Source organism: Albidovulum marisflavi (genome assembly GCF_025751435.1).
In the GTDB taxonomy this organism is placed as follows: domain Bacteria; phylum Pseudomonadota; class Alphaproteobacteria; order Rhodobacterales; family Rhodobacteraceae; genus Albidovulum; species Albidovulum marisflavi.
In genome coordinates, this window is record NZ_JAOWKY010000002.1 from 514735 (window position 1) to 531616 (window position 16882).

At 63.7% G+C, this 16882-nt stretch carries 13 protein-coding genes; 6 read left to right on the forward strand and 7 right to left on the reverse strand.

The window, feature by feature from the left end:
* Position 1 precedes the first annotated feature (1 nt).
* The 6 genes from OEW28_RS11320 (at position 2) to OEW28_RS11345 (ending at position 8204) form a co-directional block, all read left to right on the forward strand.
* Positions 2-805: an ABC transporter permease gene (locus OEW28_RS11320; RefSeq protein ID WP_263734865.1), complete on the forward strand. Its 804-nt coding sequence runs from the start codon at positions 2-4 to the stop codon at positions 803-805.
* Positions 806-808: 3 nt separating this feature from the next.
* Positions 809-1900, forward strand: coding sequence for an ABC transporter ATP-binding protein (locus OEW28_RS11325; RefSeq protein WP_263734866.1), 1092 nt, complete (start codon positions 809-811; stop codon positions 1898-1900).
* A gap of 101 nt (positions 1901-2001) precedes the next feature.
* Positions 2002-2970 (forward strand): carbon-nitrogen hydrolase family protein, encoded by a 969-nt coding sequence (locus tag OEW28_RS11330; RefSeq protein WP_263734867.1) that lies wholly within the window; start codon positions 2002-2004, stop codon positions 2968-2970.
* A 34-nt stretch (positions 2971-3004) separates the two neighbouring features.
* The gene (locus tag OEW28_RS11335) at positions 3005-5752 is read left to right on the forward strand and encodes an aminotransferase class I/II-fold pyridoxal phosphate-dependent enzyme (RefSeq protein WP_263734868.1); all 2748 of its coding nucleotides are present in this window, start codon (positions 3005-3007) and stop codon (positions 5750-5752) included.
* 20 nt (positions 5753-5772) lie between these two features.
* Positions 5773-7224 (forward strand): biotin carboxylase, encoded by a 1452-nt coding sequence (locus OEW28_RS11340; protein WP_263734869.1) that lies wholly within the window; start codon positions 5773-5775, stop codon positions 7222-7224.
* A gap of 2 nt (positions 7225-7226) precedes the next feature.
* The gene (locus tag OEW28_RS11345) at positions 7227-8204 is read left to right on the forward strand and encodes a C45 family autoproteolytic acyltransferase/hydolase (RefSeq protein ID WP_263734870.1); all 978 of its coding nucleotides are present in this window, start codon (positions 7227-7229) and stop codon (positions 8202-8204) included.
* A 3-nt stretch (positions 8205-8207) separates the two neighbouring features.
* Here the strand turns inward: OEW28_RS11345 and OEW28_RS11350 are convergent, their stop codons facing one another.
* The 7 genes from OEW28_RS11350 to OEW28_RS11380 all read right to left on the reverse strand — a co-directional run bounded on the left by OEW28_RS11350 (position 8208) and on the right by OEW28_RS11380 (position 16839).
* The gene (locus OEW28_RS11350) at positions 8208-10229 is read right to left on the reverse strand and encodes a sensor histidine kinase (RefSeq protein ID WP_263734871.1); all 2022 of its coding nucleotides are present in this window, start codon (positions 10227-10229) and stop codon (positions 8208-8210) included.
* A complete protein-coding gene (locus tag OEW28_RS11355) occupies positions 10222-11595 on the reverse strand; it encodes a sigma-54-dependent transcriptional regulator (RefSeq protein WP_263734872.1) in 1374 nt (457 codons plus the stop codon). The genes OEW28_RS11350 and OEW28_RS11355 overlap by 8 nt, the downstream gene beginning before the upstream one ends.
* A 20-nt stretch (positions 11596-11615) precedes the next feature.
* Positions 11616-11741, reverse strand: coding sequence for a hypothetical protein (locus tag OEW28_RS11360; protein ID WP_263734873.1), 126 nt, complete (start codon positions 11739-11741; stop codon positions 11616-11618).
* Positions 11742-11760: 19 nt separating this feature from the next.
* Positions 11761-12972, reverse strand: coding sequence for a formate dehydrogenase subunit gamma (locus OEW28_RS11365; RefSeq protein ID WP_263734874.1), 1212 nt, complete (start codon positions 12970-12972; stop codon positions 11761-11763).
* 87 nt (positions 12973-13059) lie between these two features.
* Positions 13060-13656 carry a formate dehydrogenase FDH3 subunit beta gene (gene fdh3B, locus OEW28_RS11370; RefSeq protein ID WP_263734875.1) on the reverse strand — a complete coding sequence of 199 codons (597 nt, stop codon included), beginning with the start codon at positions 13654-13656 and terminating at the stop codon, positions 13060-13062.
* Positions 13657-13669: 13 nt separating this feature from the next.
* Positions 13670-16582: a formate dehydrogenase subunit alpha gene (locus OEW28_RS11375; protein ID WP_263734876.1), complete on the reverse strand. Its 2913-nt coding sequence runs from the start codon at positions 16580-16582 to the stop codon at positions 13670-13672.
* Positions 16583-16647: 65 nt separating this feature from the next.
* Positions 16648-16839 carry a twin-arginine translocation signal domain-containing protein gene (locus tag OEW28_RS11380; protein ID WP_263734877.1) on the reverse strand — a complete coding sequence of 64 codons (192 nt, stop codon included), beginning with the start codon at positions 16837-16839 and terminating at the stop codon, positions 16648-16650.
* Between the last annotated feature and the right edge of the window lie 43 nt (positions 16840-16882).

Genomic DNA, 16882 nt, shown 5'->3' on the forward strand with positions numbered 1-16882 from the left:
AATGCTCAGGCGTCCCGACTTCCTCTGGGTCTACGCGATCGTCTTCATCGCGTTCCTTTACGGCCCCGTGCTGCTGATGCCGCTCTTCAGCCTGAACGACGGCAACTTCGCCACCTTTCCGCTGAAGGGGTTCACGCTGCGCCACTACAGTTCGATGGCGGCGAATACCTCGATGATCCTCGCGCTGGAAAACAGCCTCAAGATCGCGGTCGTCGTGTCGGTGGTATCCACGGGCCTGGGCATTCCGGCGGCCCTTGCGCTGACGCGCTTCAGGCTGCCGGGGTCGCGCTCGATCGTCAGCTTCATGATGCTGCCGCTCGTGATCCCGTCGATCGTGATGGGCGTGGCGCTGCTGGTGATCATCCTGAAGTTTCTTGGCATTCAGCTTTCGCTTTGGACGGTGGCGGCCGGGCACATCCTGATCTGCCTGCCTTACTGCATGTCCGTCCTGATGTCGCGGCTTGAGGGGTTCGACCCCTCGCTTGAGGAGGCTTCGCGCGACCTTGGCTGCAACGCCTGGCAGACCTTCGTGCGGGTCACCCTGCCCCTGGCCATGCCGGGTGTGATCTCGAGCCTGCTGATGGGGTTCATCATCTCGTTCGACGAATTCGTCATCGCCTTCTTCCTGACCGGCACCGAAAACACGCTGCCCGTCTATCTTTACAGCCAGCTGCGCTTTCCGAACAAACTGCCCGGCACGCTGGCGCTTGGCTCGCTCATCCTGCTTGTATCGGCCGTGCTCGTCGTCGTGGCCGAGATCATCCGCAAGCGCGGCGTGCAGTCGGGCAACCCCGGAGACCTGTGACCCATGACCCAGACTGCCCCGATCATCGCGATGTCCGGCCTCGTGAAGCGTTTCGGAACGCTGACGGTGCTGCACGGCATCGACTTCAACATCGAGCGGGGGGAGTTCTTTTCGCTGCTTGGCCCGTCCGGCTGCGGCAAGACAACGCTGCTGCGCATCCTGGCGGGGATCGAGCAGCCGTCCGAGGGGGCGCTGCTGATCGATGGGCAGTCCATGTCGGGCGTTCCGGCGAACAAGCGCCCCACAAACATGGTCTTTCAAAGCTACGCGATCTTTCCGCATCTGAATGTCGAGGAAAACATCGGCTACGGGCTGAAGAACATCGCGATATCCAGGGCCGAGGCGGCAGAGCGGGTCGCCGAGGCGATATCGCTCGTCAAGCTCGAGGGCCTTGGCAAACGCAACGCGCACCAGCTTTCGGGCGGCCAGCGACAGCGGGTTGCACTTGCGCGCGCGCTGGTGTGCCGTCCCAAGGTCCTGCTGCTGGATGAACCGCTTTCAGCGCTGGACAAGAAGCTCAGGGAAGAGATGCAGCTGGAGCTGCGCGCACTGCAGCGCACCGTGGGGATCACCTTCGTCTTCGTCACCCATGATCAGGAAGAGGCTCTGACGCTGTCGGACAGGATCGCGGTGATGGACCGGGGCCACGTCCTTCAGATCGACACTCCGCGCGGGTTGTACGAGCGGCCCGCGAACCGAACCGTGGCCGAATTCATCGGTTCGATGAACCTTTTTTCGGGCCGCGTCACCCGCATCGACCCGGACGGCACCGTCGAGATCGAGGGGGCCGAGGGCACGTTCCGCGGAACGGCCAGATCTGGCTTCAAGGCCGGAGACGCAGCCGTCGCCGCTGTGCGGCCCGAACGCATACGGATCAATGCTGCCGCGCCCGAGGCCGGCGCAAACGGCGTTTCGGCGCGGCTTCAGGCCAGTTCGTACCTGGGTGACCGCAGCCTGCATGTCCTGACGAGCACGGCCAGCGGCCAGCAGATCACGGTCCAAAGCGGGCCTTCGGCCGAGGACATGCCAGCCGCCGGCGCAGGCGGTCTTTGGTTGCATTGGCCGACCGATGCCGGGTTGATCCTGCCGGATTGACGCAAGGGAACCGTGCCACTTGACTGTGCCATGCCTCTGGTGCCCTCCGTTAATGTGTGCAATCACTTGGGTAACAGCGCGCAAACGGAGCAGTCTAAAGCATGACGCCCTTCGCCATCGCCGGCATCCAGATGCATGTCGCGGCGGTCCATTCGAACGTCGAGGCCATGCGCCACCGGATAGAGATCGCCATGGCGCGATTTCCCTGGACACAGATGGTCCTGTTCTCCGAGCTTGCGCCCTTTGGCCCTCTGGACCATTACGCCCAGCCCTTCCCCAACCAGGTGCTCGACCAGTTCTGCGTCGATGCGCGCCGCTTCGGCATCTGGCTGATCCCCGGCTCGATGTTCGAAAAGACGCCCGACGGGCGGATCTTCAACACCTCTGTCGTGATCAACCCCGAGGGCGAGATCGTCGCGAAGTACTCCAAGATGTTCCCTTTCCGCCCGTATGAGGCCGGCATTTCCGCGGGAACCGAGTTCTGCGTGTTCGACGTGCCAGAGGTCGGGCGGTTCGGGCTTTCGATCTGTTATGACATCTGGTTTCCGGAAACCACGCGGCAGCTCACGTCCCAGGGCGTTGAGGTCCTGCTGCACCCTGTGCTGACGGGCACCACGGACCGCGACGCCGAACTGGCCATTGCGCGCGCGACCGCGGCGCAATTCCAGTGCTATGTCATCGACGTCAACGGTCTGGGCGCAGGCGGCGTGGGCCGGTCGCTGGTGGTGGACCCGACCGCGACGGTGTTGCACCAGTCGGCGGGCCAGGAGGACATCTTCCCGATCGAGATCGATCTGGACTACGTCCGGCGGCAACGGGAAACGGGCATCAAGGGCCTGGGCCAGGTGCTGAAAAGCTTCCGCGACCGGGAAGCGGACTTCTCCGTCTACGACCGCACCAGCGGCGCCGACGCCTATCTGCACACGCTTGGGCCGCTGGCCATGCCCCAGAAGGGATCGCGCCTTGGTGTGCATGCCGACAACCCCCGCAGCGCCCTGTCGGCGCTGACCGACAAGCAGACCAGCATCGGTCAGGTGACCTATCTGAAGGGGAGATCGGCCATCGACTAGACGCCCCGTCGGCGTCGCCACGGAGGGAGAAGGGATGAACGCTCAGACCCACGGCCGCAAGATACCGAGCATCGGCGACTATTACAGCGCCACGCAGCTTCGGGCGGACAGATGGAGCGCGCTGCGCGAAGCGGTCGAGGCGTTGAGCCGCCACGGTGTCGAGGGTCGTCAGGGCCAGAAGATACTCGCCTCGGTCGAGGAGCTTTTCGAAGCCTTGGCCCCCATCGAGCTCTACTGGGCGTTTCCGGGCGCGGGGGCCTTCGACCATCTGCGCCGCCTGCTTGAAAACCGCAACTTCGAAGACCTGACGACCGTCATACGGCGTGTGGTGCGGGCCCTGACCTCGGGCGCCTACCGCCGCCGCAGCATTCCCCTTGTGGCCAACGAAGCGGATGCGGAGGATTACGAGGACGAAGGCGCGCTCGCGCCCGAGGCGCGCGCGCTTGGTCGGCCCTACTTCGAGATCATGATCGTCGATCATGTGAACGAACACCAGGAAAGGTTCCTGAAATCGAGCCTGCAGCGGATGCGCCGGCCCGAGGACCCGTTCATCTACGAGGCCGTCATCGTGCCCTCGCTTGAGGATGCGCTCATCGGCATCCTGTTCAACCACAACGTCCAGGCGGTCGTCGTCCGCCCAGGATTGACGCTGAAGTCCCGCAACACCCTGGAGATCCTCAACAAGTACCTGCGCCGCGTCGGCGAGGAAGAGGACGTGGACGCGCTGGAGCCAAGCGACTACGGACCCGAGGCCTGCCGCCTGATCGCGAAGGTCCGCCCCGAGCTTGACGCCTACCTGGTCACGGATCGCTCGGCCGAGGAAATCGCCGGACTGGACCTGGGCCGGTGCCGTCGCGTCTTCTACAATCAGGAAGACTTTCTTGAATTGCACCTGAACCTGCTGCGGGGCGTGAACCGGCGCTTCAAGACGCCCTTCTTCAACGCCCTCAAGGAATATTCACGGCAACCGACGGGCGTCTTTCACGCGCTGCCCATCAGCCGCGGCAAGTCGATTTCCCGCAGTCACTGGATCCAGGACATGGGGGCTTTCTACGGCCCCAACATCTTCCTCGCGGAAACCTCCGCGACATCGGGAGGGCTCGACAGCCTGCTTGAGCCGCGCGGCCCGATCAAGGAGGCGCAGGAACTGGCTGCCCGCGCGTTTGGCGCAAAGCAGACCTTCTTTGCCACCAACGGCACATCCACCTGCAACAAGATCGTGGTTCAGGCGCTGGTGCGTCCGGGCGACATCGTCCTGATCGACCGGGACTGCCACAAGTCGCATCACTACGGCATGGTGCTTGCGGGGGCGAGCGTCGTCTACATGGAAAGCTATCCGCTTCATCCCTATTCGATGTACGGCGCGGTGCCGCTGAGCGAGATCAAGGGAAAGCTTCTTGCGCTTCGCGCGGCGGGCAAGCTTGAGAAGGTCCGCATGGTCCTGCTGACGAATTGCACGTTCGACGGCATCGTCTACGACGTCGAACGCGTCATGTCGGAATGTCTTGCCATCAAGAAGGACCTGATCTTCCTGTGGGACGAAGCCTGGTTCGCCTTCGCGCGTTTCGGCCCGACATACCGCCAGCGAACCGCGATGAATGCCGCGAACAACCTGCGCGAAAACCTGAAACGCCCCGCAACGGCAAAGGCGTTCGAAAAGCAGGCAAAGGCGCTTCAAGGAGCGGCGGACGACGTCTGGATCAGGACCCGGCTGGCTCCGCCACCGGACGCCCGCGTGCGCGTCTACGCGACCCATTCGACCCACAAGACGCTGACCGCGCTGAGGCAGGGATCGATGATCCATGTCAACGACCAGGACTTCAAGGGCGAGGTGGAACAAAGCTTCCACGAAGCCTACATGACCCACACTTCGACCTCGCCGAACTACCAGATCATCGCATCGCTCGACGTGGGCCGGCGGCAGGTCGAACTTGAGGGCTTCGAGTTCGTCCAGCGCCAGATCGAAAGTGCGATGTCGATCCGCCGCGCGGTTGCGACCCATCCGCTTTTGCAGAAGTATTTCAAGGTGCTGACCGCAGGTGACATGATCCCGGCGGAATACCGCGAAAGCGGCATGACCAGCTACTACGACCCCGAACAGGGCTGGCAGGACATCTGGCACAGCTGGGCGCAGGACGAATTCGTGCTGGACCCCACGCGGATCACGCTTGCCGTGGGCGGCACCGGCTGGGACGGCGACACGTTCAAGACGCAGATCCTGATGGACAAGTACGGGATCCAGATCAACAAGACCTCTCGCAATACGGTGCTGTTCATGACGAACATCGGCACCACGCGATCCTCGGTCGCCTACCTGATCGAGGTGCTGGTCGAGATCGCGAAGGAGCTGGACGAGCTGCTTGACGACGCCTCGCGGATGGAACGGATGGCATTCGAGCGCAGGGTGACAAGCCTTGTCGAACACGTCCCGCCGCTGCCCGATTTCTCGCGCTTTCACGCCGCCTTCCGCAGCGCCGAGGGGACGCCTGCGGGTGACATACGCAGCGCGTTCTTTCTCGCTTATGACGAGGACGATTGCGATTACGAGGAGCTGAGCAAGTCGCTGATCGAACGCGTCGAGGCGGGGGAGGAACTTGTTTCCGCCTCCTTCGTCATCCCCTACCCGCCCGGATTTCCGATCCTGATGCCGGGACAGGTCATCAGCGCCGAAATCCTGGCCTTCATGCGCGCGCTCGACGTGAGCGAGATCCATGGCTACCGCCACGATCTGGGGTTGAGGGTGTTCAACAAGGCCGCGCTCGCGCGCGCCGCCAATCGATAGACAGGGACAGGGAGGATCAGATGCCCAAGAAGGAACTCGGCAACATCTCGGAAATCCGCCGCTTCTTCCACACCAACAAGGACCCGATCTATTTCGTGTCGGCCACCAACTTCAACCTGCTCGGACTTGATGAGTGGGTGAAGAACTTCAAGTACATCTGCTACATCGACTGCTTCGACGGGCGCCACCCGAACGTCTTTGTCCCCTCTGAAGCCCCGCATGAGGAATTCCAGTCGATCGAGGACATCAACAACTACCTGCTGAGCCACAAGGAGGTCATCGACCTTGTCAAGCGGCGCGGCGGAAAGCCCAAGTTCGTGTTCCTGATGTTCGACAAGAAGACCGAGGAACTGGTCAAGCAGTTGGGCGGGGAACTGTGGTTCCCGAAGGCGAAGTTGCGCGAATACTGCGACAACAAGATCAACACCGTCCGCATCGGCAACAAGGCGGGCGTGCCCTCGGTCCCCAACACGCTGTCCGAGGTCAAGAGCTACGACCACTTGACGAAGGTCTGCGAAAAGGCCGGTCTTGGAAGCGACCTGGTGCTGCAATCGGCCTTCGGCGACAGCGGGCACACCACATTCTTCATCAAGTCCGCCGCCGATTTTCGCCGGCATGAACACGAGATCGTCGGGCAGGGCGAAATCAAGATCATGAAGCGGATCGACTGCCGCGGCTCGGCAATCGAGGCCTGCGCGACCAAGGAAGGAACGATCGTCGGTCCGCTGATGACGGAACTGGTGGGCTTCAAGGAGCTGACCCCGTATCGTGGCGGCTGGTGCGGAAACGAGATCTTTTCGACCGCCTTCCCCGCCAAGACCCGCCAAAGGGCGCGGGAGCTGACCTTCCAGTTCGGCGAGCAGCTTCGCAAGGAGGGTTACCGGGGCTATTTCGAGCTTGATTTCCTTGTCGACAAGAAGACCGGCGACATCTGGCTGGGTGAGTTGAACCCGCGCATCACGGGCGCATCCTCGATGACGAACCACGCGGCCTTCGCCCATGCCGACGCGCCGCTGTTCCTGTTCCACCTGCTGGAGTTCACCGGCCAGAAGTTCAAGCTGGACGTGGACGAACTGAACGCCCGCTGGGCCGACCCCGAGATGATCGACAGCTGGTCGCAGATGGTGATCAAGCACACCGAGGACACGGTCGACATCGTCACCCACGCGCCGCAATCGGGCATCTACCGGATGCTTGAGGACGGGCGGGTCGTCTATGACCGCTTCGACTATCACCGCCGAGCGGTCGAAAGCGAAAACGAGGCGTTCTTCCTGCGCATCGCGCGCCCGGGCGATTTCCGATACGAAGGCGCGGATCTTGGCATCCTCGTGACGCGCGGGCGGTCGATGACATCGGGCTTCAAGCTGACGGACCGGTCACAGCGCTGGATCCACGGCATCAAGCAGGCGTTTTCGGCCCGTCCGCTGCCAGCGGTCAACGCCTTTGAGGATCACGCCTTCAAGATCATGTGACGATGCACCTGACGTTCCGTGCAATATCGGAACCCCAGCCCGGCCCCCGCTGGGCCGGGCTTTTCGAGGAATACTGGCCCGCCTACCGCCGCTGGTGGGCAAAGGACGGGGTGTCGGTGCGCCCCTCCTTCGCGGAATGTCAGCGCGCGCTCAAGCGCCACATGCCCGAAATCCTGCCCCTGTGGGAAGAACTGACGGACCTTGCCGGCGGCGGCGACGACGCGGCGCGGTTTCTCAGTTTCTATGGTCCGCCAGCCTATCTTTCGGCCTGTTCGCAGGCGATCTGGCCGGGGGAAGAGCCGCTTCTGGTGCGCAACTACGACTACAGCCCCCGGGCTTTCGACGCCCTGATCCTTCGCAGCGAATGGCAGGGACGCTTGGTCCTGGGCATGACCGACGGGCTTTTCGGCCTGGTGGACGGGATGAACGACGCGGGCCTCTGCCTGTCTCTGACCTTCGGCGGACGGCGCGAAGTGGGTGAAGGCTTCGGCGTGCCGCTGATCCTGCGCTACATCCTTCAGACCTGCGAAACCACGGCCGAGGCGGGGGCGGCGCTGAAGCGCATCCCCTCGCACATGAGCTACAACGTCACCGTTATCGACCGTGACCGGCGCTACCTCACGGCCTATCTGGCGCCGGACCGTGAAACGATCCTGACCCACGCAGCGGTGGCGACGAACCACCAGGAGCGGGTCGAATGGGTGGGCCATGCGCGCTTTACCGCCACGATCGAACGCGAAAGGTTCCTGCTGCAGCGACTGACACTGCACGTCGACCCAGAGGACAAGTTCATCGGCGCCTTCCTGCGTCCGCCCCTTTACTCGACGGCTTTCGGACAGGGCTTCGGCACCCTCTACACCGCCGCGTACCGCCCCGCCCGCGGCCTTCTGGACATCCACTGGCCCGGATCTGTCTGGCCCCTGTCCATCGCTGACTTCGCCCAGGGCGGGCGTTCGATCGTGGTTCCGGTCTCTGGCTAGGTATCAGACGGCATTGGGCACCAGCGGAAGCAGGATCTCAAACGTTGTCCCCCGGCCTTCCACGCTTTCCGCACTGATCCGGCCCCCGGCCTGTGCAACGATCTTGCGGCTGATGGACAGGCCCAGGCCGGTGCCCAGGCTGCGCTTGGTGGTAAAGAACGGGTCGAATATCCGGTTCACGATTTCCGGCGGCATCCCGTGCCCGGTATCGCGGACGATGATGCGCATGGCCTGGCCGATCTCGCTTTCCTCGACGCGCTCCGTTCCCAGGGTCAGCGTCCCGCCATCCGGCATCGCCTGAATCGCATTGACCATCAGGTTCACGAGAACCTGCTGAAGCTCGGTGCCGTTCAAAGCGATCTGCCCGGCCGATCGGAGGTTCAGTTCGATCCGGATCTCGGACTTCGACAGGATATGCTGAACAAGCGGAAGCGTGTCATGGATCACCTGTCCCGGATCGGTGCCGGTGTCGTCGTCGGCATATTCTTCGGGGCGCGCGAAGCGCAGAAGCTTGCTGACGAGGACATGGATTGCCTGAATCTGTTCCTGGATCAGGGAAAACTCCGTCGAAAGCGGCTTGGCGCGCGCGCCCAGATCATCGCGCACGACGTCCAGGTTTCCCTGGATCACGGCAAGCGGGTTGTTGATCTCATGCGCGACGCCTGCGGTGATCTCGCCGATCGCGGCCAGCTTCTCGGACACGATCAGCTGGCGCGTCGTCGTTTCCAGTTCCCGGTTGGCATTCTCAAGGTCCAGGGTGCGCTCGGTGACCCGCCGCTCGAGTTCCTCCGCCCATTCCCGCAGACGCCGGTCGCGGTCCTGCAACTGATCCAGAAGCGTATCCAGATGGGCCGAGACGCGGCTGATCTCGTCCTGCCCGGTCTGCGCGCCCGTCCGCGCCCCAAGATCGCCCGCCTCGACCTGTTCGATCGTCGCGTTCATCCGTTCAAGCGGGGCGAAGATGCCCCGCGCCCATCGCAGCAGCACCGGCACCGCAATCGCAATAACAAGGGCAAAGGTTATGGCGATCTCGATCAGGGTGGCCCGCTGGGCATCCCGGAACGGTCGTTCCAGAAACCCGACATACAGCATCCCCACACGCTTGCCGAAGCTGTCGATGACTGGTTCGTAGGCTGAAACGTACCAGTCGTTCACCACGAATGCCCGATCACGCCATACCTGCCCGTCGTCCAGAACACTGGCGCGAACGGCGGCAGAGACTCGCGTGCCCAGGGCGCGAACGTCCTCGAACAGCCGGACGTTGGTGCTGATGCGTACGTCGTCAAGGAACAGCGTGGCGGTGCCCTGTCGATCGCCGGGCAGGCTGCCCACGGGGTAGACCAGGTTGTTGATCTCGTCGATGAAGCCAAGGTTGCGGTTCAGAAGCGTTCCACTGACCAATGCCCCGCCCGGCGCCGGCGCAGCGGCATGGACGATCATGCCCCGCTCTTCTTCGCTCCGGTCACTCGGCACTGCAGCCTCGGTCGGCACCAGTTGCAGGCTCGCGTGTTCGGCAAGGTGAGACGATATTTCCGCCAGGTCCGATGGCAAGAAGATGTCGATCTCGGTCCTGCTCTGCCCTTTCAGCGCCGCGGCCACCACAGGCCAGTCCAGCGGAGCGGACATGGTGCCGTTGCGCGGGGACATCGTGACCGCGCCCCGCCGATCCACGAAGTAGAGAAAATCCAGTCCCAACGCCTGACGCTGGCGTTCAAGGAAATCGGCAAGCGCATCGCCGCGTCGGGGATCGATCGAGGCGAATTCTGCGGAACGGCTCAGGGCCGCGACGTCGGCGCCGCGGCTTGCCAGAAGGCCCGCAAGGTGCTGGTGCGCGATCGTCAACTCGCCGCCGACCCTGTCGATCAGCACCTGTTCGAAACGGTCGGTCCAGTTCTTGGCGGTTGACAGAAGCAGAAGGGGCAGCAGGATCAGTGTCGGGATCAGCGCGATCAGCAGAAGACGGGCGCGTACCGACTTGCGGAAAGGCAGTCCGCCGAGGGACGCAGAGGACGCCCCTTCAGACATTCCACATCGCGCATTTCCGGTCGATGGTCTTGCGCGACACGCCCAGCCTTCGCGCGGCCTCTGCCCGATTGCCGCCGCAGGCCTCGAGCACGGACAGGATGTGCTGCCGTTCGACGGCATGAAGGGATTCGGTCGGTTCGCCCCCCGCACGTTCGCCGTCGTCGGCGAACTCTGGCGGGATCTCCCCCAGGATCAGCGACCGCTCGATGAGGTTTCGCAACTCGCGCACGTTACCCGGCCAGCGGTAGCGCGCGAAGTTCAGCAGTACCCCTTCGCTCAGCTTCAGGGGCGGCACGCCAAGCTGGCGGGCGAACTTGCCGACGAAAAGCTCTGCCAGTTCCGCGATATCCCCAACCCTTTCGCGCAGGGGCGGCATTTCGACCCGCAGGACGTTGATGCGGTGGAACAGGTCGCGCCGGAAGCGTCCCTGCTCCATCGCCTTTTCCAGGTCGGCATTCGTCGCGAACAGGAACCGCAGGTTCAGCGGCACCTCTCGTTCGGATGCGCCGGGCCTTATGCGATTGTCCTCGATCACCCTTAGCAGGGTTGCCTGCACGGGCAGCGGCAACTCGGTCACCTCGTCCAGAAGCATGACGCCGCCGCTGGCGTTCAGCAGCAAGCCATCCCGACCTGCCGCGCCGTCGCCTCCGAACAGTTCCGCCGCCATCCGATCGGGCGAAGTGGCCGCGCAGTTGAACGGAACAAAGGGTTTGTCCGCCCGATCGGACATGGCGTGCAGCGTGCGCGCGGCGATTTCCTTGCCGGTTCCGCTTTCGCCGGTGAACAGGACCGGCGTCGGCAAGGGCGCCAGCCTTTCCAGTGTCTTGCGGATCGCCTCGATACGGGGTGAGCGACCGATCAGCCGACCCTGGGCAGCCATCCGGTCGGTGCGCAGTTCGTACTTCAGCAGGAAATTTTCGCGACGAAGATAGCGTTGGTCCATGCAGCGCGCGACCGCATTGAGGATCTGGTTCGAGCGGAAGGGCTTGAGCACGAAGTCCGCGGCGCCGACCCGCAGCGCGTGGATCGCGGTCTCCAGATCCGCGTAGGCGGTCATAAGGATCGCCTCGGCAAAGAAACCGACGCGACGCTGCTCGGCCAGCCAGTCAAGACCGGACTGCCCCGGCATGACGTTGTCCAGAACGACAAGATCGAAATGATGGACATCCAGAAGGCGCGACGCTTCTTCGGCGCTGCCCGCCGCCTCGACCCTACGGCAGCGCGGGCCCAGCGTCCGCACGAGGAAGTTGCGCATTCCGGGTTCGTCGTCGACCACGAGGACCGACACATGTTGCAGAACACGCCCGATGCCCCCGGACGGAGCATCGTCCCCGCCCTGCCGGGAGGGTGTCGGTTCTTCTGGCATCAGCTCTCGAAATCCTTCGATCAATCCAGCCGGACGTCCGGTCCACTGGTCACATCGCGGGTGGAAAAGCCCGCGTAGTCAAGCCCGAAATGGGCTGCCACCGCGATCAGCGCAGAGGCCAGGAACGCGAGATACATCGACTTCATGCGTTTCCCCCTTTGCAACCTACTCTGCCGGCGCGCGATGGTGCGCATCCTGGCCCGTCACGTCCTCGTACCAGAGGCTGTGGTGTTCCTTTGCCCACTGCACGTCGACTTGGCCAGAGCCCATCGCGTCGAACGCGCCCTCCATGCCGACCGATCCGATGTAGATATGCGCGAGGATCACGGCAATGAAGACGAACGCGACGATCGCGTGCCAGCCCTGCGCGAACTGCATTTCCTGATGCGGGGTCATCGTGGCGGGCAGTTCGCCCAGTCCCAGCAACTGGGGCAGCCCGGTCGCGTTCAGGATGTCGAATGTCTTGGCGAACATCGGCATCTCGAACGGGAAAAGCAGGGAAAGCCCCGACAGCGATATCGACACGCCCAGCAGCACGACAAGCCAGAAGATGATCTTCTGTCCGGCGTTGAACTTGCGCGCCGGGGGATGGACACCCTTTGAAAACAGCCCGCCGCCCTTGGCAAGCCAGACAAGGTCCTGACGGTTGGGAATGTTGTGGGCGACCCACATCACGGTCACCATCGCCAGCCCCAGCATGAAGGCCCAGGCGACATTGTTGTGGACCCATTTTCCCGCCCCCATGATCGGGGCGTAGATATCCTTGCCGAAAAGGGGGATCAGGGCGACGCGGCCGAACAGCATCATCAGGCCGGTCAGGCCCAGGACGATGAAAGACCCGGCCATCAGCCAGTGGCCGAAACGTTCCAGGGAAGTGAATCGCAGGACTGTCTGCCCCGTCCAGCCGCCGTCGATGCGTATCCGCCCCCTGAGTAGATAGAACAATGCCAGAAGGGCCAGCATCGCCAGCAACAGATAGCCGCCGTATTCAAGCAGTGGGCCTTCGCGGAAACTGAGCCAGGTCATCCCGCTGTCCTGGATGATCACATCGGCTGCGGGGCTGCGCGACGCGACGGTCACGTCGGCCGAACCGAAGCGAAGCGCGCGCCAAAGGTCAGGATCGGAGGCGCCGCCGAGCGTGCCAAGCTGACCGGTGATCGGCGCCGCGCTGTCAGGGTCGCCCACAGCATCGCGTCGAAAGGATTGGTCGACCTTCAGCCCTTCTTGACGGGCCAGGATATCCTCGAGCGTCGTCGCGCCACCGGTGGCCTCGCGGTCGAAGGAAGCTTGCGCGATGGCCGGCGCACCCAAGCCGCCAAGCAGCAGGGCCGCCGTCAGCACCAGCGCCACGCAAATTCGAAGCGTCATCCGAGCCATCTTGTCCACCTTGCCCAGTTTCCCGACTTTGCCTGCGCGAGGGACTGCAGCGGCGCCCTGTTGAGGAACGCCGCCTGCCCCGGCAGGTCAGTTCCCGGCCTTCTGTTCGTAAGCCGTTCCCCAGCCCCAGGCGCCGGACCCGAAACCGCGCGCGACCACGCGTTCCCGGTAGATCGCCGACACGACGTCGCCGTCACCCGCAAGAAGCGCCTTGGTCGCACACATCTCGGCGCAGAGCGGCAGCTTGCCCTCGGCAATCCGGTTGCGACCGTACTTCTGGAACTCTGCCGCCGAATTGTCCTCTTCGGGACCACCCGCACAGAAGGTGCACTTGTCCATCTTGCCGCGCGACCCGAAGTTTCCGGCCTGCGGATACTGCGGCGCGCCGAAGGGGCAGGCGTAGAAGCAGTAGCCGCAGCCGATGCACAGGTCCTTGGAGTGAAGGACGATGCCGTCCTCGGTCTGGTAGAAGCAGTCCACCGGACAGACGGCCATACAGGGCGCGTCGGAACAATGCATGCAGGCGACCGAGATCGACCGTTCACCGGGCATGCCGTCGTTGATCGTCACGACGCGGCGGCGGTTGATGCCCCAGGGGACCTCATGCTCGTTCTTGCAGGCGGTGACGCAGGCATTGCACTCGATGCAGCGTTCGGCGTCACAGAGGAATTTTACACGTGCCATATCTCTGAACTCCTTAAGCGGCGCTGATCTTGCAAAGCGTGCACTTGGTTTCCTGCATCAGCGTGACCGAGTCGTAGCCGTAGGTCTGCGCTGTGTTTGAGGCTTCGCCCAGAACATAGGGGTCCGCGCCCTCCGGGTAGTTGCTTCGCAGATCCTTGCCCTGGAAATGCCCGCCGAAGTGGAAGGGCATGAAGGCGACGCCCGCCCCCACCCTTTCGGTGATCATCGCCATGACCTTCACCGCCGAGCCTTCGGCGCCCTCGACCCAGACCTGCTGCCGGTCGCGGATGCCAAGGTTGTTGGCGTCGCGCGGGTTGATCTCGACGAACATGTCCTGCTGAAGTTCCGCAAGCCAGGGGTTCGACCGGGTTTCGTCGCCGCCACCTTCGTACTCCACAAGGCGGCCAGAGGTCAGGATGATCGGGTATTCCTGGCTGAAGTCCTTCTGCTGGATCGACGCATAAAGCGTCGGCAGACGATATAGCCGCCGGTCGTCATAGGTCGGGTAGTCGGCGACCAGATCGCGGCGGTTGGTGTAAAGCGGCTCGCGATGCAGTGGCACCGGGTCGGGGAAGGTCCAGACCACCGCGCGGGCCTTCGCATTGCCGAAGGGCGCGCATTCGTGCTTGATCGCGACCCTCTGGATGCCGCCCGAAAGGTCGACCTTCCAGTTGGCCTTCGGACCGCCGGCCACCTCGATCGCGGCGCGCTCATCGTCTGTCAGGTCGCTATCCCAGCCCAGGTCCATCAGCATCTGCATGGTGAATTCGGGATAGCCGTCCTGGATCTCAGAACCCTGCGAATAGACACCCTCGGCCAGCAGGTTCTGGCCGTCACGCTCCACCCCGAAACGGGCGCGGAAGGTCAGGCCGCCCTTGGACACAGGCAGGGACATATCATACAGGTTCGCCGTGCCCGGGTGGTTCAGTTCGGGCGTTCCCCAGCATGGCCATGGCAGCCCGTAGAAGTCACCGTCGCAGGGGCCGCCGTTCGCGCGAAGCGTGGTCTTGTCGAACGTGTGCTGGTTCGCCATGTGCAACTTGAGCCGTTCAGGCGACTGGCCGGTGTAGCCGATGGTCCACATGCCGCGGTTGAACTCGCGGGTGATGTCCTCGACAACCGGTTCGCCGTTTTCAACGGCGATATTGCGGAACAGACGGTCGGCGAAACCGAACTTCTCGGCGAACTTCGCGATGATGGTCTGGTCCGGAAGGCTTTCGAACACCGGCGCCACGATCTCTTCGCGCCATTGCAGCGACCGGTTCGAAGCGGTGACCGACCCGCGCGTTTCGAACTGCGTCGACGCAGGCAGCAGATAGACGCCGTCGGTCCGGTCATGCATCACGGCCGAAACGGTCGGATAGGGATCGACGACGACGAGCGTGTCGAGCTTTTCCATCGCCGTCTTCATCTCGGCCCCGCGGGTTTGCGAGTTCGGCGCGTGGCCCCACAGCACCATGACACGGACGTTGTCGTTCTGTTCGATGTTCGCCTTGTCCTCCAGAACGCCATCGATCCAGCGGCTGACCGGGATGCCGTTTTCGTTCATCAGGCTGCGGTCGTTGCCGTCCTTGTCCTTGGCGACATTGCCATCCGCATCAAGAAGCATGGCGAACCGGCCCTTGAGCCAATCCAGATCCTCGCCCCAGACCCGCGCCCAGTGCGCCCAGGCGCCGGGGGCCAGGCCGTAGTAGCCAGGCAGGTCGTGCGACAGAACGCCCAGGTCGGTCGCGCCCTGCACGTTGTCGTGGCCGCGGAAGATGTTCGTGCCGCCGCCGGAAACCCCCATGTTCCCCAGGGCGAGTTGCAGCACGCAGTAGGCGCGCGTGTTGTTGTTGCCTGTGGTGTGCTGGGTGCCGCCCATGCACCAGATCACGGTGCCCGGCCGGTTGTTCGCCAGCGTCCGGGCGACACGCTCAAGCTGGCTGCCCGGCACGCCGGTGACCCGCTCGGTTTCCTCGGGCGTCCATTTCTTCACCTCGTCGCGGATCTGATCCATCCCCCAGACGCGGGTGCGGATGAACTCCCTGTCCTCCCACCCGTTCTCGAAGATGTGCCAGAGGATCCCCCAGACGAGCGCGACGTCCGTTCCCGGACGCAGGCGGACATATTCATCCGCATGGGCCGCGGTGCGGGTGAAGCGCGGGTCGCAGACGATCAGAGGCGCGTTATTCTCCTCTTTGGCCTTCAGGATGTGCATCAGCGAAACGGGATGCGCCTCGGCCGGGTTGCCGCCAATCAGGAAGATCGCCTTCGACTTGTGGATGTCGTTGTAGCTGTTGGTCATGGCGCCGTAGCCCCATGTGTTTGCAACACCCGCAACGGTCGTCGAATGGCAGATCCGCGCCTGGTGGTCGACGTTGTTCGATCCCCAGTACGCCGCGAACTTGCGGAACAGATAGGCCTGTTCGTTGGAATGCTTTGCCGATCCCAGCCAGTAGACGCTGTCCGGTCCGCTTTCCTCGCGCACCTGAAGCATCTTGTCGCCGATCTCGTTGATGGCGTCGTCCCAGCTCATGCGCTTCCAGACGCCGCCTTCCTTCTTCATCGGGTACTTCAGCCGGCGTTCGCCATGCGCGTGTTCGCGCACGGATGCGCCCTTGGCGCAATGCGCACCAAGGTTGAAGGGGCTGTCGAAGCCAGGCTCCTGTCCGACCCAGACCCCGTTGTCCAGTTCGGCGATCACCGTGCAGCCGACGGAACAGTGCGTGCAGACCGACTTGGCCGTGGTCAACGCGCCCGTCGCCGCCTGCGCCGCGGCCTTGGTCACGGTCCCGCCCGTCGCCCCGACAAGCGCCAGCCCGCCGATGGCAAGCCCCGACCCCCGCAGGAAGGCACGCCTGTCGACCTTGGCCTCGGCGACCTGCGACAGGATCGTCGAACGCTGCGCCTGCCTGGTAACTCCGCTGGTCTTTTTCCTGAGCATTCTCATCTCCCCATCTGTTCCGGCGCCACTGGCCGGGGGCGGCGCACCGCCCGCTCATGCCGGTGTCAGAACCGGGCGCTATCGTAGTAGGCGCGCGTATGCGCGGTATCCTGCAGGCCGCCGCTCTTGGCCGTTTCCGATGCCTCGGCCTCGGTGCCGGTCATGACACTGGCGGCAACCGCGGCGGGCGCCGCGGTGGTCGCGAGCTTGAGAAATCCGCGGCGGTTGGTGCCTTCGGTCTTGCTGGTGTTTCCCATCTGCATATCCTCCGTCCGTCTGCCTCGGCGGCTCACGCCGCCA

Bases quoted from the DNA above. Each gene is read 5' to 3' on its own strand.
- OEW28_RS11320 (WP_263734865.1), top strand. From the start codon at position 2: ATGCTCAGGCGTCCCGACTTCCTCTGGGTCTACGCGATCGTCTTCATC.
- OEW28_RS11325 (WP_263734866.1), top strand. From the start codon at position 809: ATGACCCAGACTGCCCCGATCATCGCGATGTCCGGCCTCGTGAAGCGT.
- OEW28_RS11330 (WP_263734867.1), top strand. From the start codon at position 2,002: ATGACGCCCTTCGCCATCGCCGGCATCCAGATGCATGTCGCGGCGGTC.
- OEW28_RS11335 (WP_263734868.1), top strand. From the start codon at position 3,005: ATGAACGCTCAGACCCACGGCCGCAAGATACCGAGCATCGGCGACTAT.
- OEW28_RS11340 (WP_263734869.1), top strand. From the start codon at position 5,773: ATGCCCAAGAAGGAACTCGGCAACATCTCGGAAATCCGCCGCTTCTTC.
- OEW28_RS11345 (WP_263734870.1), top strand. From the start codon at position 7,227: ATGCACCTGACGTTCCGTGCAATATCGGAACCCCAGCCCGGCCCCCGC.
- OEW28_RS11350 (WP_263734871.1), bottom strand. From the start codon at position 10,229: ATGTCTGAAGGGGCGTCCTCTGCGTCCCTCGGCGGACTGCCTTTCCGC.
- OEW28_RS11355 (WP_263734872.1), bottom strand. From the start codon at position 11,595: ATGCCAGAAGAACCGACACCCTCCCGGCAGGGCGGGGACGATGCTCCG.
- OEW28_RS11360 (WP_263734873.1), bottom strand. From the start codon at position 11,741: ATGAAGTCGATGTATCTCGCGTTCCTGGCCTCTGCGCTGATCGCGGTG.
- OEW28_RS11365 (WP_263734874.1), bottom strand. From the start codon at position 12,972: ATGGCTCGGATGACGCTTCGAATTTGCGTGGCGCTGGTGCTGACGGCG.
- fdh3B (WP_263734875.1), bottom strand. From the start codon at position 13,656: ATGGCACGTGTAAAATTCCTCTGTGACGCCGAACGCTGCATCGAGTGC.
- OEW28_RS11375 (WP_263734876.1), bottom strand. From the start codon at position 16,582: ATGCTCAGGAAAAAGACCAGCGGAGTTACCAGGCAGGCGCAGCGTTCG.
- OEW28_RS11380 (WP_263734877.1), bottom strand. From the start codon at position 16,839: ATGGGAAACACCAGCAAGACCGAAGGCACCAACCGCCGCGGATTTCTC.